The following is a 21,990-nucleotide window of genomic DNA, read 5'->3' as shown; positions in this document are numbered from 1 at the left end:
TTCCAATTAGTACAGCGCTTTACCGCTGCTGTCTTTCACGTTGGTCTTCCATGCTGCGCGAACCTGCTCAATCACGCTTTCCGGCAGGGTAGCGTAGTCCAGCGCATTCGCTTCTTTACCGCCTTTTTTGTAGGCCCAGTCAAAGAATTTCAGCACTTCAGCGCCCTGCTCAGGTTTCTTCTGCTCTTTGTGCACCAGAATGAAGGTGGTGGAGGTGATTGGCCACACGTCCGCGCCTTTCTGGTTGGTCAGGTCCTGAGCGAAGGATTTGTTCCAGTCAGCGCCTTTCGCCGCGTTGGAGAAGCTCGTTTCGGTCGGGCTAACGTCGGCGCCATCAGCAGACTTCAGCTTGGTGTAGGTCAGGTTGTTCTGCTTCGCGTAAGCATATTCAACGTAGCCGATGGAACCCGGCAGACGCTGTACGAACGCCGCGATACCGTCGTTACCTTTGCCGCCCAGACCGGTCGGCCAGTTAACGGTAGAGCCAGCGCCGATTTTGGACTTCCACTCTTCGTTTACTTTAGCCAGGTAGCTGGTGAACACGAAAGAGGTACCAGAACCGTCAGCGCGACGAACAACGGCGATGTTCTGAGAAGGCAGCTTCTTGCCCGGGTTCAGCTTAACAATCGCTTCGTCGTCCCACTTTTTAATTTTGCCCAGGTAGATATCGCCCAGGGTTTTACCGTCGAGCACCAGCTCACCGGATTTGAAGCCAGGCAGGTTCACCGCCAGCACCACGCCGCCAATCACGGTCGGGAACTGGAACAGGCCTTCCTGGGAGAGCTTATCGTCGCTCAGCGGAGCATCAGACGCGCCGAAGTCAACGGTATTTGCTGTAATTTGTTTAACGCCACCGGAGGAGCCGATACCCTGATAGTTAACCTTGTTGCCGGTTTCTTTCTGGTAGGTATCCGCCCATTTGGCATACACCGGCGCAGGGAACGTTGCACCAGCGCCAGTCAGGCTTGCTTCTGCAAATGCAGAGAAAGCGCTCATCGATAAGGTCGCGGCGACAACAGTTGCGACAGTGGTACGCATAACTTTCATAATGTCTCCTGCAAGAATTCGTAAATCGTTGTTTAAGTGGCTACGGTGAGCAAAATAGGACAAACAGGTGACAGTTAAATGTACGAATTATGACAGTTTTATGACAATCGAAGAGTGCGATATAACTCATTGATTTATAATGATGCGCATACATTGCACTGTCATTATTTTGTCATATTGCATGAAAGATAGTCTGGTACAGAATAGCTAAAATGACAACGGCTGCCTGAGACAACCGTTGCGTATAGACGTTAATCAGTTTGAAAACTCAATAACCAAAGTGGCCCAGGCATCAAACGTGTTGGGGGTTGGCTTGTTTCCCGTGAGGCTTGCCGGTGCGGAGTAAAACGTAACGCTGCCATTCGTATTACCCACAAGGCTGATCGCTGACATGTCCGCGGGCATTAATGAACTCCCATCAACGCGAACGGGGCTTCCATCTCGATCGTAGATTTTGACGCCAACATCGGGGTTGCTGGTGGTTACCATGGACGCATCCGCGCTCGGAGCCTGGGCAACAAACGAAGCGTTAATCTTTGCCGTGTTGCGCACCTCCGACATTCCAGTACAGGATACCGCTACATCCGTTTTTATCTTTCTTCCTGATACAACGGCGCCTGGCGTTGAGGAAAACTCGCTGGCATAAATTTTACCTAAGTCGATATCAATAACTTGCCCCTGGTTTATTTCACAATTTTGCGGGGCAATAAGCTGTCCTTTAATCGTAACTTTTGAAACCGGTGTTGTGCGGGGAAAGTCATCGGACATTCCGGCATAAAGCCACGCTACTTCAGTTTGCGGGATATCTATCGTCCCCATAACCGGATGACGAAGATAAAAAGAGAGTTTAGCTGAACGACCGGAATCCAGGTTAATAGTACTACCGTCATTACCCGCACCGCACGTATGTGAAGGACTAGTTGACTGGTTTGATAAATGATCAAAAGGTATTGCTGCATACTGATTATTTATAATAAAAACCTTCACACCAACAGAAAGCGTTTCAGATCCAGATGTATCTTTTAATATATAGTAATTTAACCCACCCATAGCGCGATCGAGAATGAGTCCAGGTGCTGGATCGCCAATATAGTAAATAGGATAAAAAGTGGTATCTGAATAAGGTGGTTGTCCGCCATGCTGATCGTCGCAATGACACCGCACCGGATAGGTTCCCGTCGTGTTCGTTAACGCATCTACCACGGTATAGCCCGTCTGATTATTTGCCGACGAAATGGTTATTGGTCCAAATGATAAGTTTAACATGTGCGTTGACCCATCCGAATTATGACAAACGCCATCGCCTGCGGCGAAGCAGTCGTAGCAAAAAAACAGCATAATTAGCCCTGACAATATTTTTTTCATTCTCTATTCCTTTAGCGACAAGATGCTGGTGTCTGAATTAGCCCATCTTTTAATTGTTTTTCATCCAGACGGTATGAAACATGGCATGTTTTTGCGCTACTTTCTCCCCAACGCAAAGAGAGTGTTCCTTCGATTGGCATACCAGAAAGATACAAATCGCCGTTATCTCCCACAATGCCCGTTACGGTGCCCGATTCAAGCTCAGCGGACGCCATCGCACCAAAAGGTACGGAGGCTCCATCAGGCAGATGCACATTAAACAGCACACGATAGCCAACGTGGGTGACAAATTCCGCTCTCACCACCGCGCCTCGCGTAGGTACAATATTCACTACGCTGTTTTCCAGCTCGACGTTGGCTTTTTCAAAGTAATCGCTGCTGATGGACACCCGGTTCTCATCATACGGCGTCATTTGCGTTTTTACCGTATAGCCGCGCCAGTCGGTGGAAACCCCCGTCGCGTTGTCGATCCCCATCCCTTCTGCGCCAGGCGCTTTAATCAGCGCGACCGTTTCCCCCAACTGCTGCGAGAAGGTCACACCATCCGCATGTACCAGAACACCGCCCTTCACGCCGTAATTCAGACGCTGCGAACCTCGGCTGTAATCATACGAACCATTCACCGAGCCATAGGTTCCGTCATAGCTCAGCCCGGCGCTGCCGCTGTAGGTATCCTCCGGCGAACTTATCCACGATTCCTGAAGGTTGTAGCTCAGATTATGCCCCTCCAGCAGCGTACCGTTCAGACCCGCCTGCATGGTGCTTTCGTTGTGATTGTTTTGCGTTAATGAATAGTTCACATAGCTGTTTTCCATCCACCCGGATAACGGGATAGACACGGACAACATGAAAATCTGTTCGCCGTCATAATTACTATCATCATGATTATTATGGCCATAATAGCCGGAGCTATGGTTGATAGAATCGGTATAGTTCCAGGAGATATTCCACGAAATCCGGTGCCAGTAATTGCTGTAGCCTAACTGCACCAGGCGTTCAACCTCATCCGTTTTCCAGTATTGCTGACGACTGACCGTCAGATAGAGGTTTCCCCAACCATTGCCAAAGGATTGCGTCCAGGTTCCCTCGAGCCGGCTGCGGCGGTTACCGCTAATCCAGAAATCGCTGGCGTCATCCTGCCGCTGCGCCCACTCGTTCATGCTGTAGTAGCCCTGCGTCGAGTAGCGATAGCCTACCAGGCGGAAATTGGTGTCCGTTTCATCAAAACGCTTAGAGTAGAGAAAGCGATAGGATTGCCCGCTTTCATCATCACCGTCGTCAAAACGGGCCCGTGCATGCGTGACGTCAAAAGAAATGGCGCCAATATCCCCTAAATCCTTCCCCATCCCCAGCGCAAGGGAATCATAATCTTCTGCCGCCTGTACGCCGCCATATACCGTCATCCCCCACGGCAGGCCATGCAGGATCTGCGCCTGCAGCACATTTGGCGTGAAGTGATCCTGATTACGCAACTCACCGACGCTGATATCAACGTCCGTCTGCCCTTCACGCTTTAATATCGCCAGCGACGCATACGGCTGGGTAAAGTGCTGCTCGCTGCCGTCCTCTTCCTTAATAGTGACATCCAGATCGCCACCCGAATTGGTGGTATTCATGTCCGTTATCGCAAACGCGCCTTGCGGCACAGCGGACTGATAAATGACGTAGCCATTTTGCTTAATAATGACCGTGGCATTGGTTCTGGCTACCCCACGCACCACCGGCGCAAAACCATTCTGACTGCTGGGGAGCATGTCATCATCGGTATACAAACGGGCGCCACGGATTTGCGTGCTATCGAAAACGTCGCTGGCCGTCCAGGTATCACCCAGCATGACCTGGCTGCGCAGCACGGCGATATCGCGCTGGACATAGGAGCTTATTGAGTGGTAATCCGTTCGGCCATCAGAGTGGTTGAGCGTACTGTAATTACGTAAACGCCAGGCGCCAAGGTTGAAACCGTTCTGCAGGTTCAGGTAGTAATAGTCGCTCTCATCGTAGTCCGATTTGACCGTATGCGTCCCGGAGAGATCGTAATTCATCATCAGCGCGGTGATCCCTTCATCCCAACGCGAAGGGGGGATGGTGTCGCGCGCGGCGATATCCAGATATATCTGTGGAACAGAAAGCGCTAGCGTCAGTTTATCCGCATCCAGCGTCCAGACGGCGCCGTCAATTAAAGGTACCGGGTTGATGCAGGCTTTATCATCGACATTTTCCAGCGTTTTTAGCGCATCCACTTTTACGCCAAAACTTTTCAGCGTCTCCTTTACCTCCGTAAAGCAGGGATGCAGTTCGCCATCAGGTTTATCCTGTACAAAGGTGACCATCCGCCGATCCAGCAGTTTGCCGTTAATATAAAGATCCACCTTATATTCACCGGCCGGCAACGTATTCGTCCTGTTGAACTGACGAATATCAATATTCATCGGGTGATCGATTTCCAGCAACGCCGGGTTAAATACGCTGTCGCGAGCATGAGCATTAGACCCGACGCCCAGCGCAACGCCTGACGCCAGCGCCAGAGCAAGACGTACCTGTGTCATGTATTACGTCCTTACCGTCACAGGGACAATGTCAGCGGCGCGCTGACGGCGCCATAGTCATTAATAAAACGCCAGACCAGCTTATGCCCCGCCACTCCGACCGGGAGCGGTAACGTCAGCGTTTCAAATGGACGAACCATATTGAGTGCGATGTCTTTACCATCCACGCTGATGTCCATCACGTTGATATGAACAGGCGTGGGGTTTTCAACCACCAGCTGATTTCCCTGCCGACGCCATTTCACCTTCGGGGCAGCACCTTCCGGGATAATTTTTATCGACGCCGGGCGCCAGAACAGCTTAATACGGGTTTTAATTGCGATTTCGAGCGTGCTGGAATCTGTTTTCGTACTGGCCGGGGGGATATTTTTTACATTCAGCCAGAATACGGATTCCCGATCCTGCGGTAAGTCACCCTGGGTTTTAATAATACGCAGGATTTTTTCCTGCCCTGGTTCCAGACGAGAAACCGGAGGAATAGCCGTAAACGGTGGTTTCACGCTATCTGTTTTATTAAAAGGGTCAATCCATACCTGAATCAGATAAGGAATTTTCACCTCTTTATTAAACACCGAGATAGTCGCATCAGATTTGTCACTGGCATAAATTAATCGAGTGCCGCCAATAACAATCCCGGCATTCACCATTGATGAATAAAAAAACCACAGTGCAACAATTAAACTGCTTAACAGACGCCAGACCATAGAGATCATCCCTGCTGAATTTTCTAAAAAGAACCTGTTTATTATGCTGGAATTACGGCAAAACAACGCCTTACCCCAAAAGGTAAACAGGTTCTCGTTTCACAGAAAAATAATGGGGATTATTTTTGATACTCGACGGTAAACTGGGAATCGGCGTTACCGGTACCGGCAGTGACCTGAGCTGTCGTCTGAATATAGCGGGCGATAAATTTCAAATCAGCGCCATGCGATGTTGGATCAATATCAGTCCACGCGGAATCATTATACAGCTTAACAATGCTATTATCGCTCTTGTTATGGATACGAATAGCCACACCGCTTGCTGCAATTGCGGACGGCTGGTCACCGGTATAATCACCCGGTGTACCGGTTTCCATTGGGTTGCCGATAGCCAGATCGCCCGCGCTGTTGTTGTCTTCAGTACCATCAAAGCGGATAGCCGCTTTGGTATAGGTATCCGGACAGTTTTGCAGGCTGATCGTAAAGTCTTTTGAAGACGCTTCGCTGGTCACCCCAGTAAACGCCGTTTTGTTCACTTTCCCTAAATCAACGTTTTGCTCCTGAGTGGCTGGCGTCACTTCACAGGTGCTATCAATAATCTCCCCGCGAAAATGAACGGTACCATCAGCGGCCAGTACCTGACCCACGGTTAACAATGAGGAAAGCGCCAACGCACCGGTAATTAAATTACGTTTCATTAAACAACTCCATTAATTATTAAGGTAAATCCTTTCTTTTTATACATATCAAAGATGTATAAAAAGCCACGCTAACGATGCAACGTAGCGCGTAGGGAATATTACATTAGGAGAATAGAGTTAAATATTATTTATACTTAAATACAAAGAAATAAAAACTTAAAAACCATCAATAGAGTAGCGCTTAATAATATTATTAAGCGAAAAACAAAAGCAACCATGTTATTTTATTTTCAAGAATCGTGGTTATAAATACAATACCAACGACTATATTGCAATAATATTAATTGATTTTAAGACTCTGTTTAGTCACAAACAGTAACAAGAAAAAGGGCTGCCAAATGGCAGCCCTTACCGTACAACGGCAAATGTTATTCAACCGTCACCGATTTCGCCAGGTTACGCGGCTGGTCAACGTCGGTACCTTTGATCAGCGCCACGTGATAGGCCAGCAGCTGCAGCGGAACGGTGTAGAAGATAGGCGCAATAGCCTCTTCCACATGCGGCATCTCAATGATGTGCATGTTGTCGCTGCCGGAGAAGCCGGCATCGCGATCGGCAAAGACATACAGATGACCGCCGCGGGCGCGAACTTCTTCGATGTTGGATTTCAGTTTTTCCAGCAGCTCGTTGTTCGGCGCCACCACGATAACCGGCATATCGGCGTCAATCAGCGCCAGCGGGCCGTGCTTCAGCTCGCCAGCGGCATAGGCTTCCGCGTGAATGTAGGAAATCTCTTTAAGCTTCAGCGCGCCTTCCAGGGCGATCGGGTACTGATCGCCGCGGCCAAGGAACAGCGCGTGATGCTTGTCGGAGAAATCTTCAGCAAGCTGCTCAATGCGTTTGTCCTGCGACAGCATCTGTTCGATACGGCTCGGCAGCGCCTGCAGGCCCTGGACGATATCCTGCTCAATGGCGGCATCCAGCCCTTTCAGCTGCGACAGCTTCGCCACCAGCATCAGCAGAACGGTCAGCTGGGTGGTAAACGCTTTGGTGGAAGCTACGCCGATTTCGGTTCCCGCTTTGGTCATCAGCGCGAGATCAGACTCACGCACCAGCGAGGAGCCTGGCACGTTGCAAATCGCCAGCGAGCCGAGGTAGCCCAGCTCTTTAGACAGGCGCAGCGCCGCCAGCGTATCCGCCGTCTCACCCGATTGCGACAAGGTGATCATCAGGCTGTTGCGACGTACGGCGGACTTGCGATAGCGGAACTCGGAGGCGATTTCGACATCGCACGGCACTCCGGCCAGCGCCTCAAACCAGTAACGGGAAACCATACCGGAGTTATAGGACGTACCGCAGGCGACAATCTGGATATGCTCAACCTTCGCGAGCATATCATTGGCATTCGCCCCCAGCTCGCTGAGATCCACCTGGCCGTGGCTGATGCGCCCGGTCAGGGTGTTTTTAATCGCGTTCGGCTGCTCGTAAATCTCTTTTTGCATGTAGTGGCGGTAGATGCCTTTATCACCCGCGTCGTACTGCAGATTGGACTCGATATCCTGACGCTGTACCTGCGCGCCGGATTTATCAAAGACGGTGACCGAACGGCGGGTCACCTCCGCGATATCACCCTCTTCGAGGAAGATAAAGCGACGGGTTACCGGCAGCAAAGCCAGCTGATCGGAGGCGATAAAGTTCTCGCCCATGCCAAGACCGATAACCAGCGGGCTACCGGAGCGGGCCGCCAGCAGAGTGCCAGGGTCGCGGGTATCCATGATAACCGTGCCGTAGGCGCCGCGCAGCTGCGGGATCGCGCGCAGTACCGCTTCACGCAGCGTACCGCCCTGTTCCAGCTCCCAGTGCACCAGGTGAGCAATCACCTCGGTATCGGTTTCCGACACAAAAACGTAGCCGCGAGACGCCAGCATGTCGCGCAGCGGCTCATGGTTTTCGATAATGCCGTTGTGAACCACAACGATGTGTTCTGACACGTGAGGGTGCGCGTTGCCTTCGGACGGTTCTCCGTGCGTCGCCCAGCGCGTATGCGCAATACCGGTACCGCCATGCAGCGGATGTTCTTCCGCCGCCTGAGCCAGCATCTGCACTTTTCCGAGACGACGCAGGCGCGTCATATGCCCTGCGCTATCAACGACGGCCAGTCCCGCAGAGTCATAGCCACGGTATTCCAGACGACGAAGACCTTCGAGAAGGATTTCAGCAATATCACGCTGCGCGACTGCGCCAACAATTCCACACATAGTTAAATTTCCTGAATATGGCGTTATGCCATGCGTTGTCGCCGACCTGTATTTGCCCTTTTCCGGGCGCCCCGAGCCTTGTAGAGAGTGGGGTTATTTTTATGGGTACTGCTTGTGGGGGGAGGATTATATTATCCCCTCACCCCGGCCCTCTTCCCAGTGGGGAGAGGGTTAATCCGTTACTTTTTCTTCACCGGACGCAGCCAGCCCTGCTTATGGGTCTGCGGCACGCGGCTTAATACCAGCTCATTATCGGCGATATCGCGCGTCACCGTCGTCCCTGCGGCAATGGTTGCGCCTTTACCGACGCGGACCGGCGCCACCAGCTGGGTATCGGAACCGACAAACACGTCATCGCCGATAATGGTTTTGAATTTATTCGCACCATCGTAGTTGCAGGTGATCGTCCCGGCGCCGATATTCACGTTGTCGCCAATTTCCGCATCGCCCAGATAGCTCAGATGGCCCGCTTTAGAGCCCTTACCCAGACGCGCTTTTTTCATCTCGACGAAGTTGCCGACGTGCGCCCCTTCCAGCAGCTGTGCGCCAGGACGCAGGCGGGCAAACGGGCCGATCGTGCACGCGGCGTCAAGCTGCGCGTCCTCAACGACCGAATACGGGCTGATTTCACAATCATCGCCAATGACGCTGTTTTTAATCACGCAGCCAGCGCCGATTTTGACGCGATTGCCGAGCGTAACGTGACCTTCAAGAATAACGTTAGTATCAATTTCCACATCGCGCCCGTGAGAGAGGACGCCGCGGAGATCAAAACGTGAGGGATCGCGCAGCATCACGCCCGCCAGCAGCAGCTTTTCAGCCTGCTCGCTCTGGTAGACGCGCTCAAGATGGGAGAGCTGCAGGCGGTTGTTAACGCCTTCCACTTCACTCAGACGGTCAGGATGCACGGCGGCGATTTCGCGGCCTTCCTGATACGCCATGGCGATAATATCGGTGATATAAAACTCGCCCTGGGCATTATTGTTGTTGAGCTGCGCCAGCCAGCGTTTTAAATCCGCCCCGCCGGCAATCAGAATACCGGTGTTGATCTCTTTAATCTGCAGCTGCGCCTGCGACGCGTCTTTCTGCTCAACAATGCCGTTGACGCTGCCGTTTTCGCGCGTTATGCGGCCATAGCCGGTCGGGTCATCCAGCTTCACCGTCAGCAGCCCGATGCCGCCCTGCGGCTTTGCATCGCGCAGCCGCTTGAGCGTTGCAACGGAGATAAGCGGCACGTCGCCGTACAGCATCATGATGTCTTCGTCGTCGGCGAAGTACGGCGCCGCCTGCTGCATCGCATGGCCGGTACCCAACTGTTCAGCCTGAAGCACCCAGTTAAGCTTATCTTCACGCAGCGTTTGCTGAAGCAGCTCGCCGCCGTGGCCATACACCAGATGCACCTGTGCTGCGCCTAAATGTTTCGCAGCATCAATGACATGCTGAACCATCGGCTTTCCTGCCAAGGTGTGCAGCACTTTCGGAAGATCGGAATACATGCGGGTACCTTTGCCAGCGGCAAGGATAACCACGCTCATCGCACTGTTTGACATACGCATCCTGACGGTAGTTTGAGTGGGAAGTAAAAACCTTTCGCGTTGAAAATTCTACATATTTTGCATCATGAAATGGAATGTAGGAAAAACGCTCAACGCCCGGGCATAAATCGGCTTAATCCGGCTATTTTCAGTCATCGTAAACCGATTTGTCCCGCAATAAATGCCGGTAATCTGAAGTTTAGCGGCTATGCTTCTGCTTTCGCTGTTTTTTTGTCATCTGAATAAAGCCTGCGCGCAGGGCATAAAAAAAGCCAGTCTGGAAACCAGACTGGCTTTTGTGCTTTCAAGCCGGTGTTACATCGCTTTTTTGGTCAACTCGATAACGCGCAGTTTCGCGATAGCTTTGGCCAGTTCCGCAGATGCCTGAGCGTAATCCACGTCGCCGTGAGAGCTCTTAATGTGCTCTTCCGCTTTACGCTTCGATTCCAGGGCTCGCGCTTCGTCGAGATCCTGACCACGAATCGCGGTATCAGCCAGAACGGTCACGGTGCCAGGCTGCACTTCAATAATGCCGCCGGACAGATAGATAAACTCTTCATGACCGAACTGTTTAACGATGCGGATCATACCAGGCTTAATGGCGGTGAGCAGCGGGGCGTGACCCGGGTAAATACCCAGTTCACCTTCGCTACCCGTTACCTGGATTTTCTCGACCAGACCAGAGAACATCTGTTGCTCTGCGCTGACGACATCCAGGTGGTAAGTCATTGCCATATCACCCTCCGATTAAGGCGTTAAAGTTTTTTGGCTTTTTCCACAGCTTCGTCGATGGAACCAACCATGTAGAACGCCTGCTCCGGCAGGTGATCGTATTCGCCGTCCATGATGCCCTTAAAGCCACGGATGGTGTCTTTCAGCGCGACGAATTTACCCGGAGAACCGGTAAAGACTTCTGCTACGAAGAACGGCTGGGACAGGAAGCGCTGGATCTTACGCGCGCGTGCTACCACCAGTTTATCTTCTTCAGACAGTTCATCCATACCCAGGATGGCGATAATGTCTTTCAGTTCCTGATAACGCTGCAGGATGGACTGAACGCCACGCGCGGTGTCGTAGTGTTCCTGACCAACAACCAGCGGATCCAGCTGACGGCTGGTGGAATCCAGCGGGTCAACGGCCGGGTAGATACCCAGGGACGCGATCTGACGGCTCAGTACCACGGTTGCGTCAAGGTGCGCAAAGGTGGTTGCTGGTGACGGGTCAGTCAAGTCATCCGCAGGTACGTATACCGCCTGAACGGAGGTGATAGAACCGGTTTTGGTGGAGGTGATACGTTCCTGCAGAACGCCCATCTCTTCCGCCAGCGTCGGCTGGTAACCTACCGCTGAAGGCATACGGCCCAGCAGTGCGGATACTTCTGTACCGGCCAGGGTGTAACGATAGATGTTGTCGACGAACAGCAGAACGTCACGACCTTCGTCACGGAATTTCTCAGCCATGGTCAGGCCGGTCAGCGCAACGCGCAGACGGTTTCCCGGCGGCTCGTTCATCTGGCCATACACCAGGGATACTTTATCGATAACGTTGGAGTCGGTCATTTCGTGGTAGAAGTCGTTACCCTCACGAGTACGTTCACCCACGCCCGCAAACACAGAGTAACCGGAGTGCTCGATCGCGATGTTACGAATCAGCTCCATCATGTTTACGGTTTTACCTACGCCCGCACCACCGAACAGACCGACTTTACCGCCCTTCGCGAACGGACAAATCAGGTCCATAACTTTGATGCCGGTTTCCAGCAGTTCCTGAGAGTTGGAAAGCTCTTCATAGGACGGCGCTGCGCGGTGAATCGCCCAACGCTCTTCTTCGCCGATTTCGCCTTTCATGTCGACCGGTTCACCCAGTACGTTCATGATACGACCCAGCGTTGCTTTACCTACCGGGACTTCGATCGGGTGTTCGAGGTCGTTTACTACCAGACCGCGACGCAGACCGTCGGAGGAACCCATCGCGATGGTACGTACGATACCACCACCGAGCTGCTGCTGAACTTCCAGCACCAGGCGCTCTTTACCATTCTGAACCTCAAGAGCATCGTACACGCGCGGTACGGCATCCTGAGGGAATTCGACGTCCACTACGGCGCCGATTACCTGGACAATTTTTCCAGTAGCCATCTTGAATCCTCTACGAATTAACCTGGTTATACCGCGGATGCACCACCGACGATTTCGGTGAGTTCCTGAGTAATGCTGGCCTGACGAGCTTTGTTGTATACCAACTGCAGCTCTTTAATCAGGCTGCCGCCATTGTCGGTTGCGGCTTTCATCGCCACCATACGTGCGGCCTGCTCGCTGGCCAGGTTTTCTACCACGCCCTGATAAACCTGAGATTCGACGTAACGACGCAGCAGGGTGTCCAGCAGCGGTTTCGGATCGGGTTCATATAGGTAATCCCAGGCTTTGTGCTTCAACTCTTCATCTTCTGATACCGGCAGCGGCAGCATTTGAGTGATGGTCGGAACCTGAGTCATGGTGTTAATAAATTTGTTGCTGACAACGTAAAGCTTGTCCAGACGACCTTCATCGTAGGCCTGCAACATCACTTTTACCGGGCCGATCAGTTCGGACAGGGAAGGGTTGTCCCCCATACCGGTTACCTGAGCGACCACGTTGCCGCCAACGGAACTGAAGAAAGAGACGCCTTTAGAGCCGATCATTGCGAGTTCGCACTGAACGCCTTTATCGGACCACGCTTTCATATCCGCCAACAGCTTTTTGAACAGGTTGGTGTTCAAGCCACCGCACAGACCACGGTCAGTCGACACTACCAGGTAGCCCACGCGTTTTACGTCGCGTTCTTCCAGGTAAGGGTGCTTATATTCCAGATTACCGCTGGCAAGGTGACCAATCACTTTGCGCATGGTCTCTGCATAAGGACGGCTGGCCGCCATGCGATCCTGCGATTTACGCATTTTGGAAGCGGCGACCATCTCCATCGCTTTAGTGATCTTCTGCGTGTTCTGGACGCTTGCGATCTTACTACGTATCTCTTTTGCGCCGGCCATGAGCTTCTCCTCAATGCCTCGCGGCCCACCCTAAGGCAGACCGCCAGACGTTACCAGGACTGGGTTGCTTTGAAGGAATCGAGGATGCCTTTCAGCTTGCCTTCGATTTCGTCGTTATAGCCACCGGACTGGTTGATCTCTTGCATCAGCGGAGCATGGTCACGGTCAACGTAAGCCATCAGAGCGGCTTCAAAGCTACCGATTTTCGCCAGTTCAACATCCGCCAGGTAACCACGTTCAGCTGCGAACAGAACCAGAGACTGATGCGCAACGGACATCGGCGCATACTGTTTCTGCTTCAGCAGTTCGGTCACTTTCTGACCGTGATCGAGCTGTTTACGGGTTGCATCGTCAAGGTCGGATGCAAACTGGGAGAACGCCGCCAGTTCACGATACTGCGCCAGCGCGGTACGAATACCACCGGACAGTTTCTTCATGATCTTGGTCTGGGCTGCGCCACCAACACGGGATACGGAGATACCCGGGTTAACCGCCGGACGAATACCGGAGTTGAACAGGCTGGTTTCCAGGAAGATCTGACCATCGGTAATGGAGATTACGTTGGTCGGAACGAACGCGGAAACGTCACCTGCCTGCGTTTCGATAATCGGCAGCGCGGTCAGAGAACCGGTCTGACCTTTCACTTCACCTTTGGTGAAGGCTTCGACGTATTCGGCGTTAACACGCGCAGCACGCTCCAGCAGACGAGAGTGGAGGTAGAATACGTCGCCCGGGAATGCTTCACGTCCTGGCGGACGACGGAGCAGCAGGGAGATCTGACGGTATGCAACAGCCTGTTTGGACAGGTCATCGTAAACGATCAGCGCATCTTCGCCGCGGTCGCGGAAGTATTCGCCCATTGAGCAACCCGCGTATGCCGCGAGGTACTGCAGCGCAGCGGATTCAGACGCGGTAGCCACCACAACGATGGTGTTAGCCAGCGCGCCGTGCTCTTCCAGCTTACGAACCACGTTCGCGATAGTAGACGCTTTCTGACCGATAGCGACGTACACGCACTTAATGCCGGAGTCGCGCTGGTTGATGATGGCGTCGATAGCCAGAGCGGTTTTACCGGTCTGACGGTCGCCGATGATCAGTTCACGCTGACCACGACCGATTGGGATCATGGCGTCAACGGATTTATAACCGGTCTGAACCGGCTGATCGACGGACTGACGTTCGATTACGCCCGGCGCGATAACTTCGATTGGGGAGAAGCCGTCGTGCTCAACCGGACCTTTACCGTCGATTGGCGCACCCAGGGTGTTCACCACGCGTCCCAGCAGGCCGCGGCCAACCGGAACTTCAAGAATACGGCCAGTACACTTCACCTTCATGCCTTCGGCGAGGTCAGCGTACGGACCCATCACCACCGCACCCACGGAGTCGCGCTCCAGGTTCAGTGCGATAGCGTAACGGTTACCCGGCAGGGAGATCATTTCACCCTGCATACAATCGGCCAGGCCGTGAATGCGGATAACACCGTCACTTACAGAAACAATAGTACCTTCGTTGTGCGCTTCGCTCACAACATTGAACTGAGCAATGCGCTGCTTGATCAGTTCGCTGATTTCGGTGGAATTCAGTTGCATGCTCCAGTCCCCTTAAGACTGCAAGACGTCTGCAAGGCGCTCAAGACGGCCGCGTACGCTGCCATCAATGACCATATCACCCGCTCGGATGATAACGCCCGCCATTACAGACTTATCGATATTGCAATTCAGCTTCACTTTGCGTGACAGACGTTTTTCCATCGCGGCGGTGATTTTCGAAAGCTGTTCTTCACTCAGCTGGGTCGAAGACGTTACGTCAACTTCCACGGTAGCCTCGCTAAGGGCACGTAAGTGCGCAAACTGCTCAAGAACATCCGGGAGCACTCTCAGACGACCATTTTCCGCCATCACCCGAATCAGGTTCTGGCCGTTGGTATCCAGTTGCTCACCGCATACGGCGATGAACGACTCAGCAAGCGTTTCTGGCGCCAGCGCGCCGGAGAGAAGCTCGGCCATTTGGTCGTTCTTCGTCACCTCGGCGGCAAACGCCAGCATATTCTGCCAGCGGTCGACGTTCTGGTGTTCGACGGCAAAGTCAAAAGCTGCTTTGGCGTAGGGGCGAGCTACCGTAACAAATTCAGACATCGGCCCCTCCCTCCTTACAGTTCAGCGACAAGTTTATCCACGATGTCGCTGTTAGCAGCTTCATCCACGGAACGTTCGATGATCTTCTCGGCACCAGCAACAGCCAGAATCGCGACCTGCTTACGCAGCTCTTCGCGAGCACGTTTACGCTCGGCATCAATTTCTGCCTGTGCTTGCGCAACGATTTTGCTACGTTCCTGTTCTGCTTCCGCTTTGGCTTCGTCCAGGATCTGAGAGCGACGTTTGTTCGCCTGCTCAATGATTACCTGGGCTTCCGCTTTCGCTTTTTTCAGCTGGTCGGTCGCGTTGGCCTGTGCAAGGTCCAAATCTTTCTTAGCGCGTTCAGCAGAAGCAAGGCCGTCAGAAATCTCTTTTTGACGCTTTTCAATGGCTGCCATTAACGGCGGCCATACATACTTCATGCAGAACCAGACAAAGATAACAAACGCGATGGCCTGGCCGAGGATTGTTGCGTTCATGTTCACAGCACAATACCTCTTAAAATTAACAACTGTGGCTTAGGTTTATTCCGCGCAACTTACTACGCGACAGCAAACATCACGTACAGACCCAGACCTACAGCGATCATCGGGATAGCATCCACCAGACCCATAACGATAAAGAACTGAGTACGCAGCAGAGGAATCAGATCCGGCTGACGCGCTGCGCCTTCCAGGAATTTACCCCCGAGGATGCCGATACCGATCGCAGCACCGATTGCCGCCAGACCCATCATCACAGCGGCAGCCATGTACAGCAGATCCATATTCAGGTTTTCCATGACAGTCTCCAGTTTGTTTCAGTTAAAACGTAGTAGTGTTGGTAAAGAATCAATGCTCTTCAGACGCCATCGACAGATAGACAATCGTCAGAACCATGAAGATAAAGGCTTGCAGCGTAATGATCAGGATGTGGAAAATGGCCCATGGCACATTAAGAATCCACTGTGACCACCACGGCAGAAGGCCCGCGATCAGAATGAAAATCAGCTCACCCGCATACATGTTGCCGAACAGTCGCAGACCGAGAGAAATCGGTTTGGACAGCAGGCTGACGCCTTCCAGAATTAAGTTAACCGGAATGAACGCCCAGTGGTTGAATGGCTGCAAGGTCAGCTCTTTCACAAAGCCGCTTACGCCTTTCATTTTGATACTGTAGAAAAGAATCAGGATAAATACGCCCAGCGCCATAGACAGGGTGATGTTCACGTCGGCAGACGGCACCACGCGCAGTGCAGGCAGACCGAAAATGTGCTCACCGATGTATGGAATCAGGTCGATAGGCAGCAGGTCCATCAGGTTCATCAGGAAGACCCAAACAAACACGGTCAGGGCCAGTGGAGCAATCAGCTTGCTCTTGCCATGGTACATGTCTTTCACGCTGCCATGGACAAAGCCGATGATCATTTCGATGAACGTCTGGAATTTCCCTGGAACACCGCTGGTCGCTCTTTTAGCAACACCGCGGAACATGGCCAGGAACAGAAGACCCAAAACCACCGAGAAGAACATGGAGTCGATGTTGATCGTCCAGAAGGTGGCCGGGGGGTTATGCGGATCCACCAGCGAGAATGTACGCAGGTCCAGCTGAAGGTTGTTCAGGTGGTGACCTATGTAATCCTGCGGCGTCATATTTTCTGAAGCCATGATGCCTTTTACCCTTTGTTGTTGATTACAGCTGGCGCCAGAACTTGTACCACCAGCACCAAAACCCACGTCACAATCAGCGGCACAAAGGCCGCTTTGACAACCGCCAGCGCCATCACCAGGAGGGCAAAGGTCAGCAACACCTTAAACACTTCGCCGAACGCGAAGGACCAGGCCACGCGGCCTTTGGCAGGTGTATGCGCCTGATGACGCCAGGCAAAAATCATAAACAACATATTTGGCACTACGACCGCCAAACCTCCGCACGCGGCGGAAACGCCCCAGAAGGGGTCTTTGAGGCAAAACAGCAGTCCACTTGCTATTACTGCCAGAAACTGAATGAACAGAAGCTTACGAGCAACGTTTCTACTCAAGAGCGACACAGACATCACGTTTTTACTCCTGCTCCCTTCGAGGTATGCCGCGTGTCGTATAAAACGTTCTTTAAGGCTCAGAGTCAAGCATCAAAAAGCGGACAAATTATACGGTGACGCCTCGTTAATTCAAACAATAAGTAGCGAAAAGGTGAATAAATGTTTAAATATTTTTCGGGACCACGGTTCTCACACTTTTACTGAAAGTGTGAACGATCAGTCAAAACTGCAAACAACGCGAAAACACCAACTTTAAAGCGTGCATCCGATCACAAAAAAAACATTTTGGTGTTTATCGAAATGACGCATATAAATAATTCCTGGTTTTCATCATTCTGAAATTTATAACAAATTTTCCGAACTATTTTTAAAACAGCCCAATACAAGACAAAAACCATTCATTGACATTTATAATAAAATTTTAACAACTATGTGCTGTACCCCAGACAGACTTTTAGCATGCTGATATTTTCATGGTTGACTATTCCTTGTGTTAACAAAAAATGACTAGTTAACAAAAAGCAAAAAAGCAGTAAGTACGAGGTTAAATACAACCTGACGCATCGCTGCTTTTATCGTCAGATTTTAACACTTAATCACAGGGCTAAAATTCACATTTTTTGATAAAAATTAAATTTTGGTTGGTTTAATCATCACCAGATGACGCTCGCCTTCCAGCCGCGGAACCCGAAGTTTTACTATCTGTTCAACCGTATATCCCGCGGGGAGCATCGCTATCTCGTCATCCGGCAGCTGCCCCTTCAGCGCATAGAAGCGGCCGTTTTCTCCCGGAAGGTGGTGGCACCAGCTCACCATATCATTGAGCGAAGCGAACGCCCGGCTAATCACGCCGTCGAACGGAGGCTGCGCAGGAAAGTCTTCTACGCGGCTTTGTACCGGCGTCACGTTTTCCAGCTTAAGCTCGTGCTGCACCTGACGCAGAAAGCGTACGCGCTTGCCCAGGCTATCCAGCAGCGTAAAGTGCGCCTCTGGACGAACGACAGACAGCGGAATCCCCGGTAGCCCAGGTCCAGTCCCTACGTCGATAAAACGTTCACCCTGCAGGTGCGGCGCCACCACGATGCTGTCGAGGATATGGCGGATTAACATCTCGTTAGGGTCGCGTACGGAAGTGAGGTTGTACGCTTTGTTCCATTTGTTCAGCATATCGACATACGCCACCAGCTGATTTTTCTGGTGATCGGTGAGCGAAATACCTGCTTCATCCAGCAGACGAGAAAGTGTGTTGAGCACGGTGAATACCTGTTCGAAATGTTGTAGAGCGGGTAAGCAAAGCGCTACCCGCCAAAATGGTACTGATAGCCTGACGTTACGCGCTGCGGCGCAGCATACCCTGTTTTTTCAGCCAGACCAGCAAAATTGAAATCGCCGCCGGCGTGATCCCGGAGATGCGGGACGCCTGGCCGATGGATGACGGTTTGTGATCGTTCAGTTTGGCGATCACCTCGTTAGATAAGCCCGTCACCTGGCGGTAGTCCAGGGTTGCCGGCAGCAGCGTGTTTTCATTGCGCTGCTGTTTTTCGATCTCATCCTGCTGGCGCGCAATATACCCTTCGTATTTAACCTGGATCTCAACCTGCTCAGCCGCCTGCACGTCCTCAAGGCCCGGCGCGAACGGTGAAAGCTGCACCAATTGTTCGTAGGTCATCTCCGGGCGACGCAGCAGATCTTCGCCGCTGGCCTCGCGGGATAACGGCGCGGTCAGGTGAGCATTCACTTCCGCCGCCGCCTCAGCGGATGGCGTCACCCAGGCCGATTTCAGACGCTGACGTTCGCGCTCGATGCTTTCCAGCTTCTCGTTGAAGCGCGCCCAGCGAGCATCGTCAACCAGACCAAGCTCGCGCCCCATTGCCGTCAGGCGCAGATCGGCGTTGTCTTCGCGCAGCATCAGGCGGTATTCCGCACGCGAGGTGAACATGCGGTACGGCTCTTTGGTGCCGAGCGTACACAGATCGTCCACCAGCACGCCGAGATAGGCCTGAGCGCGCGATGGCGCCCACCCCTCTTTTTCGGCAGAGAAGCGCGCGGCGTTCAGACCGGCCAACAGCCCCTGAGCGGCGGCCTCTTCGTAGCCGGTAGTGCCGTTGATCTGTCCGGCGAAGAACAGACCGTGGATAAATTTGCTCTCAAGCGTTGGCTTCAGGTCGCGCGGATCGAAGAAGTCGTATTCGATAGCATAGCCTGGGCGAACGATTCGCGCGTTTTCCATGCCCTGCATGGAGCGAACAATTTGCATCTGCACGTCAAACGGCAGGCTGGTGGAGATGCCGTTCGGATAAATTTCGTTAGAGGTCAGCCCTTCAGGCTCAAGGAAAATCTGATGCTGGTTGCGATCGGCAAAGCGCATCACCTTGTCTTCGATAGACGGGCAGTAGCGCGGGCCGATCCCTTCGATCACCCCGGCGTACATCGGGCTGCGATCGAGGTTATTGCGGATCACATCGTGCGTTTTTTCATTGGTGTGCGTGATGTAGCACGGAACCTGCCGCGGGTGCTGCGCGGCATTGCCCATAAACGAGAACACCGGCAGCGGGGTATCGCCATGCTGCTGGGCCAGCACACTGAAATCGATAGTCCGGGCGTCAATGCGCGGCGGCGTACCGGTCTTCAGACGGCTGACGCGCAGCGGCAGCTCGCGCAAACGGCGGGACAGGGAGATGGACGGCGGATCGCCTGCGCGACCGCCGCTGTAGTTATCCAGCCCAATATGGATTTTGCCGTCAAGGAAGGTCCCCACGGTGAGCACCACGGCTTTCGCACGGAATTTAAGCCCCATCTGGGTTACCGCGCCAACGACGCGATCGTTTTCGACGATCAGATCCTCAACCGCCTGTTGGAAAATCATCAGGTTCGGCTGGTTTTCCAGCGCGGTGCGCACCGCCTGGCGGTAGAGCACACGATCGGCCTGTGCGCGAGTAGCGCGAACCGCCGGACCTTTGCTCGCGTTTAGTATCCTAAACTGGATGCCTGCCTGGTCGATAGCGGTTGCCATCAGGCCGCCAAGCGCATCCACTTCTTTCACCAGGTGTCCTTTCCCAATACCGCCGATCGCCGGGTTGCAGCTCATCTGCCCGAGCGTGTCGATATTGTGTGTCAAAAGCAGGGTCTGTTGCCCCATACGTGCTGCGGCCATCGCGGCCTCAGTACCTGCATGACCCCCGCCAATGATGATGACGTCAAAAGGATCCTGATAAAACATGTGGTCTGCCTCGCATAACGCGGTATGAAAAATGGATTGAAGCCCGGGTCGTGGATTCTACTCAACTTTGCGCGTCGGAGAAAGCACCCGGGATCCTGGGTATTTAAAAGAAGATCTTTTTATATAGAGATCTGTTCTATTGTGATCTCTTATTAGGATCGACCTTTGCTGTGGATAAGTGGGATCCTGCTTTTAGGATCAAACGCTTAAGGAGGATCACATTCTGTGAATGATCGGTGATCCTGGTCCGTATAAGCTGGGATCAGAATGAAGGGTTATACACAACTCAAAAACTAGCCAAACCTTATTAATTGGATAACTACCGGTTGATCCAAGCTTTTAACCAGAGTTATCCACAGTTGATCGCACGATCTTTACACTTCTCAGAGCAAATTTTTCCAGGATCCGAGCCAGATTTCCGCCGGATCTTCCGGAATGTCGTGTTCCAGGATGTTGATTCTGAGCATTTCGCCGAGCTGTTTTGCGCCGCAGGCCTTCAGTGCATCGTCGATTTTCTCGATGGCGCCGCAAAAGGTGTCGTATTCCCGGCTGCCAATACCCACTGCGCCAAAGCGCACGGCGGACAGGTCCGGTTTTTCTTCCTTTATAGCATCGTAGAACGGCTGCAGATTGTCCGGGATATCTCCTGCACCGTGGGTGGAGCAGATAACCAGCCAGATCCCTTCTTTATTAAGATCGTCAAGCAGCGGTCCGTGCAGGGTCTGCGTCGTAAAACCCGCATCTTCCAGCTTTTCCGCCAGATGCTCCGCTACATATTCGGCGCCGCCCAGGGTGCTGCCGCTGATAAGGGTTATATCTGCCATGATCGTCCACTCAACCACTCTGAGTGGCGTATTGTACGCTGTGTGCGAGCTGGGATCTACCTGTGGAAAGATGTGGGATTAAAAAGCCCGATCACGGGCGGATGGTGCGCATGATCGGGTTCTGTAGGGAGATCAGCGTCTCGGTGGACTGAATTTCATCGATTGTTTGGATCTTGTTGATAAGTACCTGCTGCAGCGCGTCGATAGAGCGACACATCACCTTAATAAAGATGCTGTAGTGGCCGGTGGTGTAGTAGGCCTCGGTTACCTCATCGAGACTTTCCAGTTTCGCCAGCGCGGAGGGATAGTCTTTGGCGCTTTTCAGGATAATGCCGATGAAGCAGCAGACATCGTAGCCCAGCTGCTTCGGGCTCACGTCGATACGCGCGCCGGTGATAATACCGGCCTGCTTCATTTTTTCTACCCGGACGTGAATCGTGCCGGGGCTGACGCCAAACTGCTTCGCCAGTTCGGCATAAGCGGTACGGGCGTTGGCCATCAGCGCCTCAAGAATGCCGCGGTCCAGATTGTCGATCTGATAATTTTCCATCGCTTTTTCTTATGAAGATTAATGATTCTCTCTATTTTAGCGCTTCGTATTGATGAATTAAAAGTGAAGTGGGCTTTTTATTGTTTGATTATTGAATTGGTTGCCAGTTTTGTT

At 52.6% G+C, this 21,990-nt stretch carries 20 protein-coding genes; all 20 read right to left on the bottom strand.

Going from position 1 to position 21,990, the window contains the following annotated elements; translation table 11 throughout:
* Window positions 1-6: 6 nt before the first annotated feature.
* Complete coding sequence (pstS, locus tag ENTCL_RS22230) at window positions 7-1,047, bottom strand: phosphate ABC transporter substrate-binding protein PstS (protein ID WP_013368366.1); 1,041 nt, start codon at window positions 1,045-1,047, stop codon at window positions 7-9.
* A 255-nt stretch (window positions 1,048-1,302) separates the two neighbouring features.
* A complete protein-coding gene (locus ENTCL_RS22225) occupies window positions 1,303-2,412 on the bottom strand; it encodes a fimbrial protein (protein ID WP_013368365.1) in 1,110 nt (369 codons plus the stop codon).
* Between the two features lie 11 nt (window positions 2,413-2,423).
* The gene (locus tag ENTCL_RS22220) at window positions 2,424-4,958 is read right to left on the bottom strand and encodes a fimbria/pilus outer membrane usher protein (protein ID WP_013368364.1); all 2,535 of its coding nucleotides are present in this window, start codon (window positions 4,956-4,958) and stop codon (window positions 2,424-2,426) included.
* Window positions 4,959-4,975: 17 nt separating this feature from the next.
* On the bottom strand, window positions 4,976-5,662 hold the full coding sequence (locus ENTCL_RS22215; RefSeq protein ID WP_013368363.1) for a fimbrial chaperone: 687 nt from the start codon (window positions 5,660-5,662) through the stop codon (window positions 4,976-4,978).
* 119 nt (window positions 5,663-5,781) lie between these two features.
* The gene (locus ENTCL_RS22210) at window positions 5,782-6,360 is read right to left on the bottom strand and encodes a chaperone-usher fimbrial major subunit (RefSeq protein WP_013368362.1); all 579 of its coding nucleotides are present in this window, start codon (window positions 6,358-6,360) and stop codon (window positions 5,782-5,784) included.
* Between the two features lie 371 nt (window positions 6,361-6,731).
* Window positions 6,732-8,561: a glutamine--fructose-6-phosphate transaminase (isomerizing) gene (gene glmS / locus ENTCL_RS22205; RefSeq protein ID WP_013368361.1), complete on the bottom strand. Its 1,830-nt coding sequence runs from the start codon at window positions 8,559-8,561 to the stop codon at window positions 6,732-6,734.
* A 179-nt stretch (window positions 8,562-8,740) separates the two neighbouring features.
* Window positions 8,741-10,111: a bifunctional UDP-N-acetylglucosamine diphosphorylase/glucosamine-1-phosphate N-acetyltransferase GlmU gene (gene glmU, locus ENTCL_RS22200; protein WP_013368360.1), complete on the bottom strand. Its 1,371-nt coding sequence runs from the start codon at window positions 10,109-10,111 to the stop codon at window positions 8,741-8,743.
* A 300-nt stretch (window positions 10,112-10,411) separates the two neighbouring features.
* Window positions 10,412-10,831: a F0F1 ATP synthase subunit epsilon gene (locus tag ENTCL_RS22195; protein WP_013368359.1), complete on the bottom strand. Its 420-nt coding sequence runs from the start codon at window positions 10,829-10,831 to the stop codon at window positions 10,412-10,414.
* 20 nt (window positions 10,832-10,851) lie between these two features.
* A complete protein-coding gene (gene atpD / locus ENTCL_RS22190; protein ID WP_013368358.1) occupies window positions 10,852-12,234 on the bottom strand; it encodes a F0F1 ATP synthase subunit beta in 1,383 nt (460 codons plus the stop codon).
* 26 nt (window positions 12,235-12,260) lie between these two features.
* On the bottom strand, window positions 12,261-13,124 hold the full coding sequence (gene atpG, locus ENTCL_RS22185; protein WP_013368357.1) for a F0F1 ATP synthase subunit gamma: 864 nt from the start codon (window positions 13,122-13,124) through the stop codon (window positions 12,261-12,263).
* A 50-nt stretch (window positions 13,125-13,174) separates the two neighbouring features.
* Entirely contained in the window at window positions 13,175-14,716 is a 1,542-nt protein-coding gene (gene atpA / locus ENTCL_RS22180) for a F0F1 ATP synthase subunit alpha (RefSeq protein WP_013368356.1), read from the bottom strand.
* A 12-nt stretch (window positions 14,717-14,728) separates the two neighbouring features.
* Entirely contained in the window at window positions 14,729-15,262 is a 534-nt protein-coding gene (atpH, locus tag ENTCL_RS22175) for a F0F1 ATP synthase subunit delta (RefSeq protein ID WP_013368355.1), read from the bottom strand.
* Between the two features lie 14 nt (window positions 15,263-15,276).
* On the bottom strand, window positions 15,277-15,747 hold the full coding sequence (gene atpF, locus ENTCL_RS22170; RefSeq protein ID WP_013368354.1) for a F0F1 ATP synthase subunit B: 471 nt from the start codon (window positions 15,745-15,747) through the stop codon (window positions 15,277-15,279).
* 56 nt (window positions 15,748-15,803) lie between these two features.
* Window positions 15,804-16,043, bottom strand: a complete 240-nt coding sequence (gene atpE, locus ENTCL_RS22165) for a F0F1 ATP synthase subunit C (protein ID WP_000429386.1) — start codon at window positions 16,041-16,043, stop codon at window positions 15,804-15,806.
* A gap of 49 nt (window positions 16,044-16,092) precedes the next feature.
* A complete protein-coding gene (gene atpB, locus ENTCL_RS22160; protein WP_013368353.1) occupies window positions 16,093-16,908 on the bottom strand; it encodes a F0F1 ATP synthase subunit A in 816 nt (271 codons plus the stop codon).
* Between the two features lie 8 nt (window positions 16,909-16,916).
* The gene (atpI, locus tag ENTCL_RS22155; protein WP_013368352.1) at window positions 16,917-17,297 is read right to left on the bottom strand and encodes a F0F1 ATP synthase subunit I; all 381 of its coding nucleotides are present in this window, start codon (window positions 17,295-17,297) and stop codon (window positions 16,917-16,919) included.
* Between the two features lie 615 nt (window positions 17,298-17,912).
* Window positions 17,913-18,536 (bottom strand): 16S rRNA (guanine(527)-N(7))-methyltransferase RsmG, encoded by a 624-nt coding sequence (gene rsmG / locus ENTCL_RS22150; RefSeq protein WP_013368351.1) that lies wholly within the window; start codon window positions 18,534-18,536, stop codon window positions 17,913-17,915.
* Between the two features lie 76 nt (window positions 18,537-18,612).
* Window positions 18,613-20,502, bottom strand: coding sequence for a tRNA uridine-5-carboxymethylaminomethyl(34) synthesis enzyme MnmG (mnmG, locus tag ENTCL_RS22145; protein ID WP_013368350.1), 1,890 nt, complete (start codon window positions 20,500-20,502; stop codon window positions 18,613-18,615).
* A 383-nt stretch (window positions 20,503-20,885) separates the two neighbouring features.
* Window positions 20,886-21,326 (bottom strand): FMN-binding protein MioC, encoded by a 441-nt coding sequence (gene mioC, locus ENTCL_RS22140; protein WP_013368349.1) that lies wholly within the window; start codon window positions 21,324-21,326, stop codon window positions 20,886-20,888.
* A gap of 91 nt (window positions 21,327-21,417) precedes the next feature.
* Window positions 21,418-21,876 (bottom strand): transcriptional regulator AsnC, encoded by a 459-nt coding sequence (gene asnC / locus ENTCL_RS22135; RefSeq protein ID WP_013368348.1) that lies wholly within the window; start codon window positions 21,874-21,876, stop codon window positions 21,418-21,420.
* Between the last annotated feature and the right edge of the window lie 114 nt (window positions 21,877-21,990).

Source organism: [Enterobacter] lignolyticus SCF1, assembly GCF_000164865.1.
Taxonomy (GTDB): Bacteria; Pseudomonadota; Gammaproteobacteria; order Enterobacterales; family Enterobacteriaceae; genus Enterobacter_B; species Enterobacter_B lignolyticus.
Note: the sequence above shows the minus strand (reverse complement) of the source record. Positions and strands in the feature narration are given on the sequence as shown.

Excerpts from the sequence above, each read along its gene's own strand:
- pstS (WP_013368366.1), bottom strand. The coding sequence starts at position 1,047 with ATGAAAGTTATGCGTACCACTGTCGCAACTGTTGTCGCCGCGACCTTA.
- ENTCL_RS22225 (WP_013368365.1), bottom strand. The coding sequence starts at position 2,412 with ATGAAAAAAATATTGTCAGGGCTAATTATGCTGTTTTTTTGCTACGAC.
- ENTCL_RS22220 (WP_013368364.1), bottom strand. The coding sequence starts at position 4,958 with ATGACACAGGTACGTCTTGCTCTGGCGCTGGCGTCAGGCGTTGCGCTG.
- ENTCL_RS22215 (WP_013368363.1), bottom strand. The coding sequence starts at position 5,662 with ATGGTCTGGCGTCTGTTAAGCAGTTTAATTGTTGCACTGTGGTTTTTT.
- ENTCL_RS22210 (WP_013368362.1), bottom strand. The coding sequence starts at position 6,360 with ATGAAACGTAATTTAATTACCGGTGCGTTGGCGCTTTCCTCATTGTTA.
- glmS (WP_013368361.1), bottom strand. The coding sequence starts at position 8,561 with ATGTGTGGAATTGTTGGCGCAGTCGCGCAGCGTGATATTGCTGAAATC.
- glmU (WP_013368360.1), bottom strand. The coding sequence starts at position 10,111 with ATGTCAAACAGTGCGATGAGCGTGGTTATCCTTGCCGCTGGCAAAGGT.
- ENTCL_RS22195 (WP_013368359.1), bottom strand. The coding sequence starts at position 10,831 with ATGGCAATGACTTACCACCTGGATGTCGTCAGCGCAGAGCAACAGATG.
- atpD (WP_013368358.1), bottom strand. The coding sequence starts at position 12,234 with ATGGCTACTGGAAAAATTGTCCAGGTAATCGGCGCCGTAGTGGACGTC.
- atpG (WP_013368357.1), bottom strand. The coding sequence starts at position 13,124 with ATGGCCGGCGCAAAAGAGATACGTAGTAAGATCGCAAGCGTCCAGAAC.
- atpA (WP_013368356.1), bottom strand. The coding sequence starts at position 14,716 with ATGCAACTGAATTCCACCGAAATCAGCGAACTGATCAAGCAGCGCATT.
- atpH (WP_013368355.1), bottom strand. The coding sequence starts at position 15,262 with ATGTCTGAATTTGTTACGGTAGCTCGCCCCTACGCCAAAGCAGCTTTT.
- atpE (WP_000429386.1), bottom strand. The coding sequence starts at position 16,043 with ATGGAAAACCTGAATATGGATCTGCTGTACATGGCTGCCGCTGTGATG.
- atpB (WP_013368353.1), bottom strand. The coding sequence starts at position 16,908 with ATGGCTTCAGAAAATATGACGCCGCAGGATTACATAGGTCACCACCTG.
- atpI (WP_013368352.1), bottom strand. The coding sequence starts at position 17,297 with ATGTCTGTGTCGCTCTTGAGTAGAAACGTTGCTCGTAAGCTTCTGTTC.
- mnmG (WP_013368350.1), bottom strand. The coding sequence starts at position 20,502 with ATGTTTTATCAGGATCCTTTTGACGTCATCATCATTGGCGGGGGTCAT.
- mioC (WP_013368349.1), bottom strand. The coding sequence starts at position 21,326 with ATGGCAGATATAACCCTTATCAGCGGCAGCACCCTGGGCGGCGCCGAA.
- asnC (WP_013368348.1), bottom strand. The coding sequence starts at position 21,876 with ATGGAAAATTATCAGATCGACAATCTGGACCGCGGCATTCTTGAGGCG.